Origin of the sequence: Komagataeibacter nataicola (assembly GCF_003207795.1) — a bacterium.
Classification (GTDB): Bacteria; Pseudomonadota; Alphaproteobacteria; order Acetobacterales; family Acetobacteraceae; genus Komagataeibacter; species Komagataeibacter nataicola.
This window is the reverse complement of record NZ_NIRT01000001.1, coordinates 1-15,499: the sequence shown is the minus strand read 5'-3', so window position 1 is coordinate 15,499 and position 15,499 is coordinate 1. Positions and strand designations below refer to the sequence as shown.

Below are 15,499 nucleotides of genomic sequence, written 5' to 3'. Positions count from 1 at the left end.
AGTGAGGTGAAAGGGTTATTTCTGGCAGAATGTGACAACGGGACCATAATCCTGTTCATCATGAAAATATTTTACGGCAAATTCCCGTTCAGGAAATGTTTGTTTTAAAACCATGTCCCATGAAAGCCGGACAATCTTGCCTATTTCCTCAAAAACCATATCAGACACTTTTTCGCCCAAGCATTCGAATACCTCATAAAGGAATGTGTTGTTCATATTTTCTTCAATTTTTCTTTTATCATTATTATAATTTTTGCAGGCATCCAGAAAGTTACTTTCAGTATAATAAAATTCCAGAAGGAAGCATCCATCCACCACGATAATGGTGGGGAACAGCAAGGTGCAGAAGGCCAGTGATGTGTAAGGGCTGCAATTTCTGGCAATATAGGCCAGCTTGTCGTGCGCGCTGCCCTGTTCCATTGCATTCATGATTGAATTGACGTTTTCAATGCAGGGTAGGGAATCAACCAGTCTGGTTTTCATAATATAACTTCTCCGCAACAGGCATTGTGTAACAGATTGCCGTAAACCCATAATTGTCTTTGTCACGCACCACCTGCGCTGCTTTGCGGTCGCGTCAGGGGAGTGCACATCGCGCCCCGAGTGGGGTAGAATGGCTGCATGTCCCATGCCGATTTTGTCCATCTGCGCGTCCACTCCGCCTATTCCCTCAGCCAGGGGGCCATCCGGGTGCCTGAACTGGTGGCGCTGGCGCATGACATGCGCATGCCCGCCGTTGCCATAACCGATACGGGCAACATGTTTGGCGCGTTGGAGTTCTCGCAGTATTGCGGCAAGAAGGGTGTGCAGCCTATCATCGGCTGCCAGCTTTCGCTGCCTTCGCGCAGTGACAAGCCCGGCATGCCCGCCGAGCCGCTGGTGCTGCTGGCGCGTAACCCCGAGGGGCTGGCCAATCTGCAGTTCCTGTCCTCCGCCGGGTTTTTGCAGCACGAGACGGATGAGCCAACCGTAACACTCGACCAGTTATGCGAACGCGCGGGCGGGCTGTTCCTGCTCACTGGCGGCAGCCGTGGTCCGCTGTTTCATATGCTGGCTGAAGGGCAGGAGAAGGAAGCCGCCCGCTTCATGGACCGCCTGCATGAGGCTTATGGCAGCCACATGGCAGTCGAACTGCACCGCCACGGGCAGGCGGCCGAGCGCGCGGTGGAGCCGGGCATGATCGCCATGGCCGACCGCATGGGGCTGCCGCTGGTCGCCACCAATGAATGTTTTTTTCCCCGGCCCGATATGTACGAGGCGCATGATGCGCTTTTGTGCATTGCCCAGGGCCGCACCATGGCCGAGCGCGAGCGCTGGCGCGTCACCCCCGAGCACTGGTTCAAGCCGCCGGAGGTGATGCGCGAACTGTTTGCCGACCTGCCAGAAGCCTGTGACAATACCCTCGAGATCGCGCGCTGCTGCGCCGTTCAGGTGGAAACGCGCAAGCCGCTTCTGCCAATGTGCCCCAAGGTGCAGCCCGGCAAGACCGAGGATGAAACCCTGCGCAACATGGCCATTACCGGCCTGAAAAACCGCCTGTCGCGCATGAGCGTGGATGACGACACACGCACGAAATACGAGGAACGCCTCGCGTTTGAACTCGATATTATCGCGCAGATGGGTTTCCCCGGTTACTTCATGATCGTGGCCGACTTCATCCAGTGGGCCAAGGCGCATGACATACCCGTGGGGCCGGGGCGTGGCTCGGGCGCGGGGTCGCTCGCGGCCTGGGCGCTGACCATTACCGATATCGACCCCATTCCCTTCAACCTGCTGTTCGAGCGCTTCCTCAACCCCGAGCGCGTGTCGATGCCGGATTTCGATATCGATTTCTGCCAGGACCGGCGCGATGAGGTCATCAGCTACGTCCGTAGTGAATACGGCCCGGACCGCGTGGCCCAGATCATCACGTTCGGTAAGCTGCAGGCGCGTGCCGCCGTGCGCGACGTGGGGCGCGTGCTTGGCCTGCCATTCGGCATGGTCAACCGCGTGGCCGAGCTCATCCCCAACAACCCCGCGCAACCGGTTACGCTCAGGCAGGCGATCGAGGGCGAGCCACGACTGCAGGAAATGCGCGACGAGGACGAGGCCATCCGCCGCCTGCTGGAAATTGGCCAGCAGCTCGAGGGCCTGTTCCGCCACGCCAGCACCCATGCCGCAGGCGTTGTGATTGGTGACCGCGAACTCGTGGAACTGGTGCCGCTCTACCGCGACCCCAAGAGCGAGATGCTGGTCACCCAATATAACATGAAGTTCGTGGAGCAGGCGGGGCTGGTCAAATTCGACTTCCTTGGCCTGACCACGCTCACCATCCTGCAACGCGCGGTGCAGTTCCTGCATGGCATGGGCATCGAGGTCGATCTGTCCGCCCTGCCGCTGGATGACGAACTGACCTATGACATGCTGGCGCGCGGCGATACGGCGGGCGTGTTCCAGTTTGAAGGCGCGGGCATGCGCGACGTGCTCAAGCAGATGCGCCCGACCCGGCTGGAAGACCTGATCGCCGCCGTGGCCCTGTACCGCCCCGGCCCCATGGCCAACATCCCCGATTACTGCAGGCGCAAACATGGCGAGGCGTGGGAGCCGCCACACGAGGAAATCCGCGATATTCTTGAAGAGACCTACGGCATCATGGTCTATCAGGAACAGGTGATGCAGATTGCCCAGAAGATGGCGGGCTACAGCCTCGGCGGGGCCGACCTGCTGCGGCGCGCCATGGGCAAGAAGATCCGCGCCGAGATGGACCGCCAGCGCGTGATCTTTACCGAAGGGGCGATGAAGCGCGGCATCGAGCAGGACAAGGCCGCCGAGGTGTTCGACCTCATGGCCAAGTTTGCCGATTACGGCTTCAACAAATCACACGCCGCCGCCTACGCGCTGGTGTCGTACCAGACCGCGTGGATGAAGGCGAACCACCCCGTGGCCTTCATTGCCGCGTGCATGTCGCTCGCGCGGGAAAAGACCGACAAGCTGGCCGGGCTGCGGCAGGAGGCAGACCGGCTCGGCATTCCGCTGCTGCCGCCCGATATCAATGCCTCCGGCGCCGATTTTACGGTGGAAAAACTGCCCAATGGCGAGACCTACGGCATCCGTTACGCGCTGGCGGCGATAAAAAAGGTGGGGCTCGGTGCCATGCAGTCGCTCGTGGCGGTACGTGGCAGCAAACCCTTTACCGACCTTGAGGATCTTGCCGCACGCCTTGACCCCAGGCAGGTCAACAAGATGCAGCTTGAAAATCTGGCGCGGGCGGGCGCGTTCGACACCATCCTGCCCAACCGCGCCCAGGCCTGTGGGGCCGCCGAGACCGTGATGCGCCGTGCGCAGGCCAATGCGCAGGAGGCGGCGAGCGGGCAGATCGGCCTGTTTGGCGGTGGCAGTGGCGCGCCTGCCCAGCGCGAGCCGCTGCGCATGCCGCGCTGCGCCGACTGGCCGGAATTCGAGCGGCTGAACATGGAGGCCGACGCCATCGGCTTTCACCTGACCGGCCACCCGCTGGATTCCTACGGCCCGCTCATGCGCAGGCTGGGCGCAATCCGGGCCACGGGGCTGGAGGCTGCGGCACAGGCCGGGATCGGGCGCGTCAAGATCGCGGGCTGCGTGGTGGACCGCAAGGAGCGGCCCACGCGCACGGGCAACAAGATGGCGTGGGTGCGCCTTTCGGATGCATCGGGCGGGTGCGAGGTCACGTTCTTCTCGGAGGTGCTGTCGCGCGCGCGCGAAATTCTGGTGGCTGGCAATGCCGTTGTGGTCACCGCCGACCTCAAGCTCGAAGGCGAGGCCCTGCGCATTACCGCATCCGACGTGATGGAACTTGAACAGGCAGCGGCGGAGGCTGCGGCCGAACTGCGCATCTGGTTCGATCAGGCCGAGGCCATCGAGCCGATCCGCGACGTGTTGCTCGGCCATGGCAGCGGGCGCGGGCGGGTGATCCTGATGCCATCGGTCGCCGCCACGCAGGACGTGGAACTGACCCTGGCCGAGCGCTACCGCGTGACCCCCCGGGTGGCGCAGATGATCAAGGCCATTGAAGGGGTGGGCAAGGTGGAACAGTTCTGAGCATGACCGGATAATTGAAAGTAAAAGTTTCTGGTGAAGCTTTTTTCACAAAGCTTCAGGAAATATCGTTGTTTTGAAGAAAGAGGCTGCCCGGGAACATTCATTATCCTGCCAATGCGGCAGTGTTGCCAGACAATCGCCCGCCCGTGGGGGCATGAACCTTGCAAGCCCGGGGCAGCGGTGCCATACGCAGGGGCTGCCTTTCGCGCATCATCCCTGTTCATGCAAAGCCGGATTCAGAATGGACAATGCCATTCCCGCCACCAGCCTGTCGCACCAGAGCGTGACCTTTGCCGATGGGCTGCCGCTTGACTGCGGCTTCCATCTGGCCCCGGTCGACGTGGCGTACCGCACCTATGGCACGCTTTCGCCCGCGCGGGACAACGCCATCGTGGTGTGTCATGCGCTGACGGGCGATCAATACGTGGCCGACCCGCATCCGCTCACCGGCAAGCCCGGCTGGTGGAGCCGCATGGTCGGCCCCGGCCTGCCGATCGATACCGACCGCTTCTTTGTCATCTGCTGCAACGTGCTGGGCGGCTGCATGGGCACCACCGGGCCGCGCAGCCCGCGCACGCTGCCCGATGGCACGCAGGAGCCGTGGGGCACGGACTTTCCCGCCATCACCATCCGCGACATGGTGCGCGCGCAGAAGCTGCTGGTCGACCATCTGGGCATTACGCGCCTGCTGGCCGTCGTTGGCGGGTCGATGGGCGGCATGCAGGTGCTGGAATGGGCCGCGACCTACCCTGAATGCGTGTTCGCGGCCATGCCCATTGCCACATCCCCGTTCCATTCCGCCCAGAACATTGCGTTCAACGAGGTCAGCCGCCAGGCCATTTTCGCTGACCCGCAATGGCATGGCGGGCGGTATTGGGAATGCGGCGAGATCCCGGCGCGCGGGCTGGCGGTGGCGCGGATGATGGCGCACATCACCTATCTTTCCGAGGCCGCGCTGACGCGCAAATTCGGCCGCCGCGTGCGCCATGAGCCGGGGCGCGTCGGGGCAGGGGGGCCGGGCTCGCTGTTTGGCGAGATGTTCGAGGTGGAAAGCTACCTGCGCCACCAGGGCTCGACCTTCGTGCGGCGCTTTGATGCCAATTCCTACCTCACCATCACCCGCGCCATGGATTATTTCGACCTTGGCGCCGAGCATGATGGCGATATGTCGCACCCCTTCGCGGGCACGCGCACGCGTTTTTGCATCGTGTCGTTTTCATCTGACTGGCTGTTCCCCACATCACAGTCGCGCCTGCTGGCGCGTGCGCTGAACCGGGTCGCGGCCAATGTGTCGTTTGTCGAGATCGAGAGTGACAAGGGCCATGACGCCTTTTTGCTTGATGAGCCGGATTTTGACCGTACCATCCGTGGTTTCCTGTGCGGAGCCGCCGAACATGCCGGGATTGCCTGACCATGCGCCTTGACCAGCGACTCATCGCCGGCATGATCCGCCCCCGCACCCGCGTGCTTGACGTGGGTAGCGGCGATGGCGCGCTGCTCGACTACCTGTTCCGCAACAGCGGCTGTGATGCCCGTGGCATCGAGATCGACATGAAGGAGGTGACCCGCTCGGTCGCGCACGGCCTGCCGGTCATGCATGGCGATGCGGATCATGACCTGGCCCATTACCCCGATAACGCCTTTGACTATGTAGTGCTGCAGCGCACGCTCCAGGCGGTCGAGCGCCCGCGTGAGGTGCTGCGCCAGATGCTGCGCATCGGGCGGTATGCCATCGTCTCCTTCCCCAACTTTGGGCACTGGCGGCTGCGCCTGCAACTGCTCACGCGCGGGCGCATGCCCATGACCAGCGTGTGGAGCAGGCCGTGGTACGACACGCCCAACATCCACCCGTGCACCATTCTCGACTTTTTGACGCTGTGCCGCGATGAGGGTTATGGTGTGCAGCAATGGATGGCCGTTGATGAAGACGGCGAGCGCGCACCGTGGCGGCGCTCGATCCGGCTGGCCAACCTGTTTGGCGAACAGGCGCTGTTCCTGCTGCGGCGCAAGGACGGCCCACGCCCCTGAACGCGCCACGATGGGGAGACCCGACCATGGACACACTTGAAGCCATTCGCACCCGGCGCGCCATCCGCGCCTATGATCCCGACCACCGGATCAGCGATGCCGAACTGCGCACCCTGCTCTCGGCGGCGCGCATGGCGCCCTCGGCGTTCAATGTCCAGCACTGCCGTTTCGTGGTGGTGAAAGACCCCGCCCTGCGGCGCGAACTGCGCAGGGTGGCGTGGGACCAGGCGCATGTGACGGATGCTTCGGTGCTTGTCGTGCTGTGTGCCGACCGTGATGCCTGGAAGGAAGACCCCGCCCGTTACTTCAGCGGCGCGCCCGATGCGGTCAGGCAGCAGATGGCGCAAACGATCACCCGCTACTATGAAGGCCGCGAATGGGTGCAGCAGGACGAGACCATGCGCAGTTGTGGTCTGGCCGCCCAGACGCTCATGCTCGCCGCCACCGCCATGGGCTACCAGTCCTGCCCGATGGATGGCTTTGATTATGAGGCCGTGGGCAAATTGATCAACCTGCCGCCCAACCATGTGGTGGCGATGTTCGTGGTGATCGGCAGGGGCACGCAGGAGGCGGCCCCGCGTGTGGGCAAACTGCCTGACAGCGAAGTCATCCTGACCGACCGCTTTCCCCCGCGCTGATGCTGCGGGCAGGCAGGGCGCATTAAAAGCTTGCGGTCCTGCCCGCAACGCGATAGAGCATCACGCTCGGGAACGGACCGCGCCTGTTCCCCGTGCTGGCTAGATTGCACGTGTCCTTGACGCGGGGGACACGACCATAAGCAGACTGGACCGGCCTCTATTCCTTACATGATATCCTTGCGACGACAGAACGAGTGCTCTCATGCACATGAGGGCCGGTTTCGGATTCATCTGTCGGTTCGCCACCCGGGCATGCAGCGCCCTGTGGGATTCGCTGCCCCGTTTTTTCGCGCCAGGAGGCGCCATTCATGACAACGACGTTTGCCGATCTTCATCTTGCAGAGCCCCTGCTGCGGGCACTGGACGAGGAAGGCTACGCCACGCCCACCCCCATCCAGGCCGGCGCCATTCCCTACCTGCTCGAAGGGCGCGACCTGCTGGGTCTGGCCCAGACCGGCACGGGCAAGACCGCAGCCTTCGCGCTGCCCATCCTTGACCGCCTTTTCCGCGAGAAGGGCCGTGCCCACCCCAAGGGCGCGCGCGCCCTGGTGCTGGCCCCCACGCGTGAGCTGGCCTCCCAGATCGGGGAGAGCTTTGCCTCCTACGCCCGCCACATGCGCTTCAGCCACGCTGTCGTGTTCGGTGGCGTGGGGCAGGGCCGCCAGATCGAGGCGCTGCGCCGTGGCGTGGACGTGCTGGTCGCCGCTCCCGGCCGCCTGCTCGACCTGATGGGCCAGGGCCATGTCGACCTGTCCGGCCTTGAAGTGCTGGTGCTCGATGAAGCCGACCGCATGCTCGACATGGGCTTCGTGCGCGATATCCGCAAGATTGTCGCGGCCCTGCCCACCGATCGCCAGACCCTGCTGTTCTCGGCCACCATGCCCAAGACCATATCGGACCTGGCGCATGGCCTGCTGCGCGACCCGGCCACGGTGCAGGTCACTCCGCCGTCCAGCACGGTGGACCGCATCCGCCAGGCCGTGATGTTTGTCGATACCGGCAACAAGCGCGAGGCGTTGAAGCTGCTGGTGGACTCGCCCAAGGTCGAGCGCGCCGTGGTGTTCACGCTGATGAAGCATGAGGCCAACAAGGTCGCGACCTTCCTCAACGAGCACGGCATTACTGCCGAGGCCATTCACGGCAACAAGTCGCAGGGTGCGCGTGAACGCGCCATGTCCGGCTTCCGTTCGGGCAATGTGAAGGTGCTGGTGGCGACCGATATCGCAGCCCGCGGCATCGACGTGGATGACGTGACCCACGTGTTCAACTACGACCTGCCCAACGTGCCCGAGAGCTATGTGCACCGCATCGGGCGCACGGCGCGCGCGGGGCGCGAAGGCTGGGCGGTCTCGCTATGCGATGCCGAGCAGCGCGCCTGGCTGCGTGATATTGAAAAGAATATCGGCAAGAAGATTCCCGTCGTGTCCGAGCATCCGTACCACTCGGAAGCTGCCGAGAACTCGACCATGCGCCCGCCCGTGCTCGGTGGCGGTGGCCGTGGCCGTGGTGGCGGTGGTGGTCGCCCCGGCGGCGGGCGCCCCGGTGGTGGCGGTCGGCCTGCAGGTGGCGGTCGCCCGCCCGGTGGTGGCCGGGGTGGCCGCCCCGGTGGCAACCGCTCCGGCGGTGGTGGCGGTGGCCGCCGCGCGGTCTGATCCGACCATGGCCCGTCTTGCACAGGCAGGTGGGCCACGGCACACGGAATGATTGAAAAAAGGCGCCTGGCCTCTGGTCGGGCGCCTTTTTGCATGGGCTGTTACGGGGTAGAGGAAGTATTATTTCAGATTAATTTATGTTATATCATTCGATAAAATAATAAATAAAGCCTGATAAAGGCATATTTTTTACAGGTTGCAATATTTATACTGGTAAAATAAACAGCCCGGCGTATCTGTGCCATCCGCTTGTGAAATAAGTGAAAAAACCAGATAATATCTTGCAGTGATGGGGGCTGCTCATTTACTGTTCCGCTTCGTTAAGAAAGACCTAACAGGCACATTCTTTTTTTGTGGAGCCATCAATTATAGGGAGCAGGGCGCGGCCGTAGGGCAGGCGGGCAACCTGTTGCCCGCAGGGGTTCTGGCGCGCCCCCGGGCATGCATATACGTATTGTAGGGCTTTATGTTCGGGTAATCTGGTAGTCAATCATGTTCAGGGAATTATGGCTGAAGTGGGGCGGGGCGGCATTAATGGCCACACCTGCCGCGCAGCGGGGGCTGATCTTCCTGCTCGTGGCAGGTGGCGCGCTCATCTGCGTCTCGGTGGGGGGCGTTACCGTCACGCCCATGCAGCAGGGCTGTATTTCCATTGGCACTGTGGGGCTGTTCTTTGTGCTCAACCGCAGGCCGGGGCGGCGTATTACCTGTATCCTCATGATGCTGTCGCTGTTCGTGTCCTTCCGCTACCTGATCTGGCGGCTGGGCAGCACGGTGCAGTTCGCGAGCCCGCTGCAGAGCGTGCTGTCCGTCGCGCTGCTGATGGCGGAGGGGTATGCGCTCTCCACCCTGTGCCTGAGTTATTTCCAGATGTCGTGGCCGCTGCACCGCAAGCCCCACCAGTTGCCTGACAACCTTGATGACTGGCCTATGGTGGATGTGTACGTTCCCTCTTATAACGAGGATCTGGAACTGGTGCGCTCGACCGTGCTGGGGGCGATGGACCTGCACTGGCCCGAAGGCAAGCTGAACGTCTATATTCTCGATGACGGACGGCGCAAGGCGTTCCATGACTTCGCCAAGGAATCCGGGGCGGGCTACATCATCCGCTCCGAGAACAATCACGCCAAGGCGGGCAATCTCAACCATGCGATGCAGATCACGGAAGGCGAATTCGTGGTCATTTTCGATTGTGACCATGTGCCCACGCGCTCGTTCCTGCTCAAGACCATTGGCTGGATGGTGGCCGACCCCAAGCTGGCCCTGCTCCAGACACCGCATCACTTCTATTCCCCCGATCCGTTCCAGCGTAACCTCGCCGCAGGCTATGACGTGCCGCCTGAAGGCAACATGTTCTATGGCCTGGTGCAGGACGGCAATGATTTCTGGGATGCCACCTTCTTCTGCGGCTCATGCGCCGCCATCCGTCGCTCCGCGCTGCTCAGCGTGGGCGGGTTCGCGACCGAGACGGTAACGGAGGATGCGCATACCGCGCTCAAGATGCAGCGCAAGGGGTGGGGCACCGCCTATCTGCGCCAGCCGCTGGCAGGCGGCCTGGCAACCGAGCGGCTGATCCTGCACATTGGCCAGCGCGTGCGCTGGGCGCGCGGCATGCTCCAGATCATGCGGCTTGATAACCCCATGCTTGGCCCCGGCCTGCGGTGGGAGCAGCGGCTCTGTTATCTTTCCGCCATGTCGCACTTCCTGTTCGCTATTCCGCGCGTGATCTTTCTGGTCTCGCCGCTGGCGTTCCTGTTTTTTGGCCAGAACATTATTGCCGCATCGCCGCTGGGCATTACGGTCTATGCGCTGCCGCACATCTTTCATTCCATCATGACGCTCTCGCGCATCGAGGGGCGGTGGCGCTATTCCTTCTGGAGCGAGATTTACGAAACCTCGCTCGCGCTGTTTCTGGTGCGCATTACCATCGTGACCCTGCTCCAGCCGCACAAGGGCCAGTTCAACGTGACCGACAAGGGCGGCCTGCTGGCGCGGGGCTATTTTGATTTCAGCGCGGTGTACCCCAATGTCATCATGGCGCTGGTCCTGTTTGGCGGCATGTTGCGTGGCCTGTTCGGCATGGTGTTCGACTATCATGAGAAACTGGCGTTCCAGTCCTTCGCGCTCAATACGCTGTGGATCACCATCAGCCTGATCGTGGTGCTGGCCTCCATTGCAGTGGGGCGCGAAACCCGGCAGATCCGCCATGCGCCGCGTGTGCGGGTCAAGCTGCCGGTTGATATCTGTTTTGAAAATGGCGATGTCTTCCATGCGCATACAACCGATATCTCGCTCGGTGGGGCGGGTGTTACGCTGCACCTGCCCGTCAAGCTTGAAACGCCCGTCGATATCGAACTGCGCTATACCCGCCCTGAAGATGGTATTGAAGTGGCCGTGCCCACCCGCATTCTGGGCCAGCGCGGCGGATGGCTGCACCTGCAATGGAAGATCGAGACGCTGGAAGAGGAACGGCAGGTTGTGAGCATGGTATTCGGGCGCAGCAACGCGTGGGATAACTGGGCCGACTTTAAGGAGGATCGGCCTCTTAACAGTATCTATCAGGTTATAAAAAGTATCGGTGGGCTGCTGGCGCCCCCGTATCTGTGGAATATCAGCCCTTCAGGCGGAAACGGGGATGAGGAGGAAGCCGGAGAAAAGAAAGAGGAAGAGAAGCTGGAAAAGAAGAGTCTGATCGTGCCGCCCACCCATGCCAGCAGCATACGCGGAAGCATGGGCGCGCTGGTTGCGTCACTCGTGCTGGCGGTCTTTCCCGCCATGGCGGCGGAACCTGTGCACCCCACGGTTTTTGACCGCACGGGCGTATCGTCCGCAACGCCATGGGGCGACAGCAATTCCGGTGATCTGCCACCCGTGCCGCAGCCGGTGGATTCCGCCGCCGCAGGGCGCATCGCCGATACCGAGGTCACGCGCACCATTGCATTTCGTGACATGGGGCTGGTCAACGGGCCGCTGAGCCTGACCGGCATCTCCCCCCTGCAGGGGCTTGACGTGGTGGTGCCGGCCAACCGCGTGGTCACGCACGCGATGCTAAGCCTGTCCGGCGCGATTTCACCTTCGCTCCTGCCTGAAGCATCTGCCGTCAACGTCACCCTCAACGAGCAGTATGTCGGCACGATCCGGGTCGATCCCACGCACCCGACCTTCGGGCCGATCGAGTTCCCCATAGACCCGCTCTACTTTACCGAGGACAGCAAGCTCAACTTCCGCTTCGCGGGTGAATACCGGCGTGACTGTAATGATCTGTATAATGATGTACTGTGGGCCAAGATATCGGACCAGTCCAGCATAACCCTCACCACCGCCCGCATCACGCCCGAACGCACGCTGGCGCGCCTGCCTGCGCCTTTCTTTGACCCCGCGCTGCGGGTGGCGATGCGCGTGCCCGTTGTCCTGCCCGCGCCTACATCGGCGCCGGAGGTTCTGCGCGGGGCGGGGCTTGTGGCCTCGTGGCTGGGCCGGATGGCGGGGTCGCACCAGATTTCCTTTCCCGTATCATCCGCCCTGCCGGATACGGGAAACGCCATTGAAATTGGCGAGAACCTGCCAGTTGATGACCAGGGCCATCCCCCTGTGGGGCCAACCCTGCTGGAAATGGCCAACCCTGCCGACAGGTGGGGTACCATTCTGGTCGTGACCGGGCGCAATGCCAGGGAGGTGGAGATCGCAGCGCGCAAGCTGGTGTTCTCGCCTGATACGCTGGGCGATGTCGCGTCCACCGTTGTGCAGGATGTCAGCCTGCGCCCGCGTCGGCCTTATGACGCGCCTGCGTTCATTCCCACCGACCGGCCGGTGCGGTTGGGTGAACTTGTAGCCGCAAGCGACCTGCAGGCCTCAGGTTTTGTGGGGGCGCCGCTACATGTGCCCTTTCACCTGCCGCCTGACCTGTATACCTGGCACCAGTTGCCTTTTCTGATGGACCTGTGGGTCCGTGCGCCTGACGGGGCGGTGATGGACCTCAATGCATCGCGGCTCGATATCCATCTCAATCACAATTATATCCAGAGCTATTCGCTACGCCCCAACAGCCTGTGGCGGGCATGGTCGGAGCGGATGGTGACCCAGCATGCGGGCTCCATGGGGCACGTGACCGCCATGCCGCCGTGGCTTCTGTTCGGGCAGAACGACCTCCAGTTCAGCTTCAATACCCGCCCGATGGACCCCGGCGCGTGCCGCCGCACGCCGGGCGACGTGCAGATGGCGATTGATTCGGATTCCATGCTCGACTTCCGGCGTGGGGTGCATTTCGCCATGCTGCCCAACCTGTCCTATTTTGCCGAGATCGGTTTTCCGTTCTCGCGCATGGCCGATCTGGGCGAGACCACGGTGGTGCTGCCCCGCACGCCTGACCACGATACGCTTGGCGCCTATCTGGACCTGATGGGTTTTTTCGGGTCGGTTACGGGCTATCCGGTCGCGGGCGTGCACCTGGCCAGCACGGATGAGGTCGCGCAGAAACCACCCTCGGGCGACGTGATCCTGCTTGCGCCGGTGCAGCAGATGGGTGGGGCGGCAGCGTTGCTGTCACGTTCGGCCTATCATATCGATGCCAACCATCTCGCCGTTGGGCAGGACATGGGGCTGCAGGGTATCTGGTACCTGTTTCAGGACCGGGACAACGCTGGCCTGCGCAATGGCGTAACGGCCAATCTTGATGCCCCCGTCAAGGGGGCGGCCTTCATGATCGGGGCGGAATCTCCCTATGCGGCGCATCGGTCGGTCCTGGCGCTGGTCGGCGATGATGGCGGGCAGATCCACGACCTGGTGCTCAGCCTGCATGACAGCAGGATGCTGCCGCAGATACAGGGTGATCTGGTGCTGAAAAATGGCAGCCAACTGACTACCTACCGCACCTCGCCCACCTATAGCGTAGGTCACCTGCCATTGTGGATGTGGGTGGACTGGTTCCTCTCACGTCATCCGCTGCTGATGTATCTGTGTGGCGTGATGGGAGCGGTCATGCTGGGCACGGGCGTGTGGATGTGGCTGCGCGCGCGGGCGCGACGCCGGGTGCGCGAGCAGGCAAAAGCCGATGAAGAAGCCCGCATGCGGGGGGAGGGACACTAACGGGCGCCATTGAAGCCGGTTTATGTGGCAGCGTATGATTTGCCGTGCGTGCTGCCATGATGACAGGATAAGGGAAACCCGGCTCCGATCGGGATCGGGCGTTTTCTTGTGGGGAACCAAATTCTTTCTGGCGCATGGAGGTTTGAATGGGGATAAAGCGTTACGAGTTGAGCACGCCGCAATGGCGGTTTGTTGCGCCCCTTCTGCCTGGCAAATTCAGTGATGCGGATGATGGGGCAGAAGATACCCGCCTGTTCGTGAATGGCTGCCTGTGGATCCTGCGTTCTGGCGCGTATTGGCACCATCTGCCTGAGCGCTATGGTCAATGGCAGACGGTGTATCGTCGCTTTAACCGCTGGTGCCATGCGGGGGTGTGGAAAACAGTGTTCGAGAGGCTGGTTGCCGATCAGGATAACCTGTATCTGGAATTCGATTCAGCCATCCTGCAGGCCCATTATCAGGCCGCGAACGCAACAGGGCGGCGACGTGTGAGGCGCTGGGGCGTGCCTAATATGTTTTGATGGCCAGTCGAAGCGGCCATCGTGAAATAGATTTGTGCAGGGGAATATTTTGGCGGAGAGGGTGGGATTCGAACCCACGGTACGCTCACACGCACGGCGGTTTTCAAGACCGCTGCCTTCAACCGCTCGGCCACCTCTCCATAAGGTCTGTTTAGCCAGCTATTCCGCCGCCGTCTAGATGTTACCGTGCACAAAAACCGCTACAGTCATGGGGTCTCTGTGCCGTCTGTTGTGCCGACATGCAGCACGCGGTCCAGTTCATCCGCCGTCAGGGCGGACAGGTAGATTTCGGTTGTCTTGACCGATGTATGTCCCAGATGGCGGCTCAGCCGGTAGATGTCACCACCCGCCTTGAGCCATCGGATGGCGAAGGCGTGGCGGAGGTCATGGATGCGGAAGCGGGTGAAGGGTATGCTTTCGGCCTCGCAGCGTGCAGCGACCCGGCGCATGACCTGTCCGTAATTCGAGGCCGCGTTGCGATAGGCGGCGCCATCACGGTTGGGAAACAGGAGGCCGCTGCGTGGCGCGTGTTCCAGTAATGTCGCCGCGTTCCCACCCGGTGTGGCCCAGGCGATCGTTCGCGGTCGGCTCGTTTTGGTCCGGATCAGACGGATCTGGTGGCGTTCGTGGTCCACGTTTTCAGCCATCAGGCTGACGGCCTCGTTTTCGCGCATGCCGGTCTGTTCCAGCAGGTCGAGAATCGCGGCCATGCCGGGCGGGCAGGCGGTTTTGACCCGTGCCACCGAATCGGGGCAGGGCAGCGTGATCGGATCGCGCCGTTCGCGGATGATCGTGCGGTCAAAGGACAGGGCCGGGTTGGCGGTGATCCACCCCCACGCCACGCAGGCCGACAGCAGGCGGGACAGGGCAGCCAGGTCACGGCGAATCGTGGCGTTGGTGACATTGCCCGACCGGCCGGATACGAAATTGGAAATCAGTCGGGTGGTGATGTCACGCACCCGCACGCCTTTGAATGTGCCCTCAAGGCTGCAGATGGAGATGGTGTAGCGCCGCATGGTCTGGGGCTTGACCGAGGTTTCCAGCACTTCCGTGATCCAGCGGATGACCGCTTCCTCAAAAAGCTGGTCGCTGTCGCCCGTTACGGCCTCGCGCTCGAGTTCCGTTTTCCAGTGGCGGAGCCTGCGCCGGGCTTCCCGCGTGTCAGTCGTGCGTAGGCTGCTTCGATGCTCGCGGCCGGCAATCTGGAGCCGCCCCCAATACGTTTTGCCTCGAAGGTAGATGTTGGCGTTGGTGCGGCCTGACAAACCTGGGCCTCCTGATTATTGATCCATGCGTGGATCTTGAGGGGATCGAACGTCCAGATCCTAGAGGTCAAAAAATAAGAATTATCAAAGCACTCAAAGTCGCCTAAAGACGGTTGTTTTATATTCACTGAATGAATAATTGCTGAATGAGCAGACTAGGGCGTGTTAGACCTTGAATGACAGAACGGACTGCATAGCTGTTTATGATGAGCATGATGCAGTCTGTCTTTTCCGATACCGCATGGTCCGTCTGG

The 15,499-nt window shown here is 62.0% G+C and carries 9 protein-coding genes and 1 tRNA gene; 7 read left to right on the top strand and 3 right to left on the bottom strand.

Annotated elements, in window-relative coordinates; all coding sequences use genetic code 11:
* Positions 1 to 15: 15 nt before the first annotated feature.
* Positions 16 to 645 carry a hypothetical protein gene (locus CDI09_RS17505; RefSeq protein ID WP_146220793.1) on the bottom strand — a complete coding sequence of 210 codons (630 nt, stop codon included), beginning with the start codon at positions 643 to 645 and terminating at the stop codon, positions 16 to 18.
* On the opposite strand from CDI09_RS17505, the gene dnaE reads away from it, so the two are divergent.
* From dnaE to CDI09_RS00015, 7 genes are all read left to right on the top strand, one after another.
* The gene (dnaE, locus tag CDI09_RS00045) at positions 622 to 4,056 is read left to right on the top strand and encodes a DNA polymerase III subunit alpha (protein WP_078524389.1); all 3,435 of its coding nucleotides are present in this window, start codon (positions 622 to 624) and stop codon (positions 4,054 to 4,056) included. The two genes, CDI09_RS17505 and dnaE, sit on opposite strands and share 24 nt — an antisense overlap.
* A gap of 241 nt (positions 4,057 to 4,297) precedes the next feature.
* Positions 4,298 to 5,467 (top strand): homoserine O-acetyltransferase MetX, encoded by a 1,170-nt coding sequence (metX, locus tag CDI09_RS00040; protein ID WP_078524388.1) that lies wholly within the window; start codon positions 4,298 to 4,300, stop codon positions 5,465 to 5,467.
* A gap of 2 nt (positions 5,468 to 5,469) precedes the next feature.
* Positions 5,470 to 6,084 carry a methionine biosynthesis protein MetW gene (gene metW / locus CDI09_RS00035; protein WP_078524387.1) on the top strand — a complete coding sequence of 205 codons (615 nt, stop codon included), beginning with the start codon at positions 5,470 to 5,472 and terminating at the stop codon, positions 6,082 to 6,084.
* A gap of 26 nt (positions 6,085 to 6,110) precedes the next feature.
* On the top strand, positions 6,111 to 6,722 hold the full coding sequence (locus tag CDI09_RS00030) for a nitroreductase family protein (RefSeq protein WP_078524386.1): 612 nt from the start codon (positions 6,111 to 6,113) through the stop codon (positions 6,720 to 6,722).
* Positions 6,723 to 7,030: 308 nt separating this feature from the next.
* On the top strand, positions 7,031 to 8,374 hold the full coding sequence (locus tag CDI09_RS00025) for a DEAD/DEAH box helicase (protein WP_061272239.1): 1,344 nt from the start codon (positions 7,031 to 7,033) through the stop codon (positions 8,372 to 8,374).
* 492 nt (positions 8,375 to 8,866) lie between these two features.
* Positions 8,867 to 13,459, top strand: coding sequence for a UDP-forming cellulose synthase catalytic subunit (bcsA, locus tag CDI09_RS00020; RefSeq protein ID WP_110571133.1), 4,593 nt, complete (start codon positions 8,867 to 8,869; stop codon positions 13,457 to 13,459).
* Between the two features lie 167 nt (positions 13,460 to 13,626).
* Entirely contained in the window at positions 13,627 to 13,980 is a 354-nt protein-coding gene (locus tag CDI09_RS00015) for a transposase (RefSeq protein WP_170120481.1), read from the top strand.
* A gap of 50 nt (positions 13,981 to 14,030) precedes the next feature.
* On the opposite strand, the gene CDI09_RS00010 is transcribed toward CDI09_RS00015, so the two are convergent.
* A tRNA-Ser gene (locus CDI09_RS00010) sits at positions 14,031 to 14,120 on the bottom strand.
* Positions 14,121 to 14,186: 66 nt separating this feature from the next.
* Positions 14,187 to 15,245, bottom strand: a complete 1,059-nt coding sequence (locus tag CDI09_RS00005) for a tyrosine-type recombinase/integrase (protein ID WP_078524383.1) — start codon at positions 15,243 to 15,245, stop codon at positions 14,187 to 14,189.
* Positions 15,246 to 15,499 lie beyond the last annotated feature (254 nt).

Bases quoted from the DNA above. Each gene is read 5' to 3' on its own strand.
- dnaE (WP_078524389.1), top strand. From the start codon at position 622: ATGTCCCATGCCGATTTTGTCCATCTGCGCGTCCACTCCGCCTATTCC.
- CDI09_RS17505 (WP_146220793.1), bottom strand. From the start codon at position 645: ATGGACAAAATCGGCATGGGACATGCAGCCATTCTACCCCACTCGGGG.
- metX (WP_078524388.1), top strand. From the start codon at position 4,298: ATGGACAATGCCATTCCCGCCACCAGCCTGTCGCACCAGAGCGTGACC.
- metW (WP_078524387.1), top strand. From the start codon at position 5,470: ATGCGCCTTGACCAGCGACTCATCGCCGGCATGATCCGCCCCCGCACC.
- CDI09_RS00030 (WP_078524386.1), top strand. From the start codon at position 6,111: ATGGACACACTTGAAGCCATTCGCACCCGGCGCGCCATCCGCGCCTAT.
- CDI09_RS00025 (WP_061272239.1), top strand. From the start codon at position 7,031: ATGACAACGACGTTTGCCGATCTTCATCTTGCAGAGCCCCTGCTGCGG.
- bcsA (WP_110571133.1), top strand. From the start codon at position 8,867: ATGTTCAGGGAATTATGGCTGAAGTGGGGCGGGGCGGCATTAATGGCC.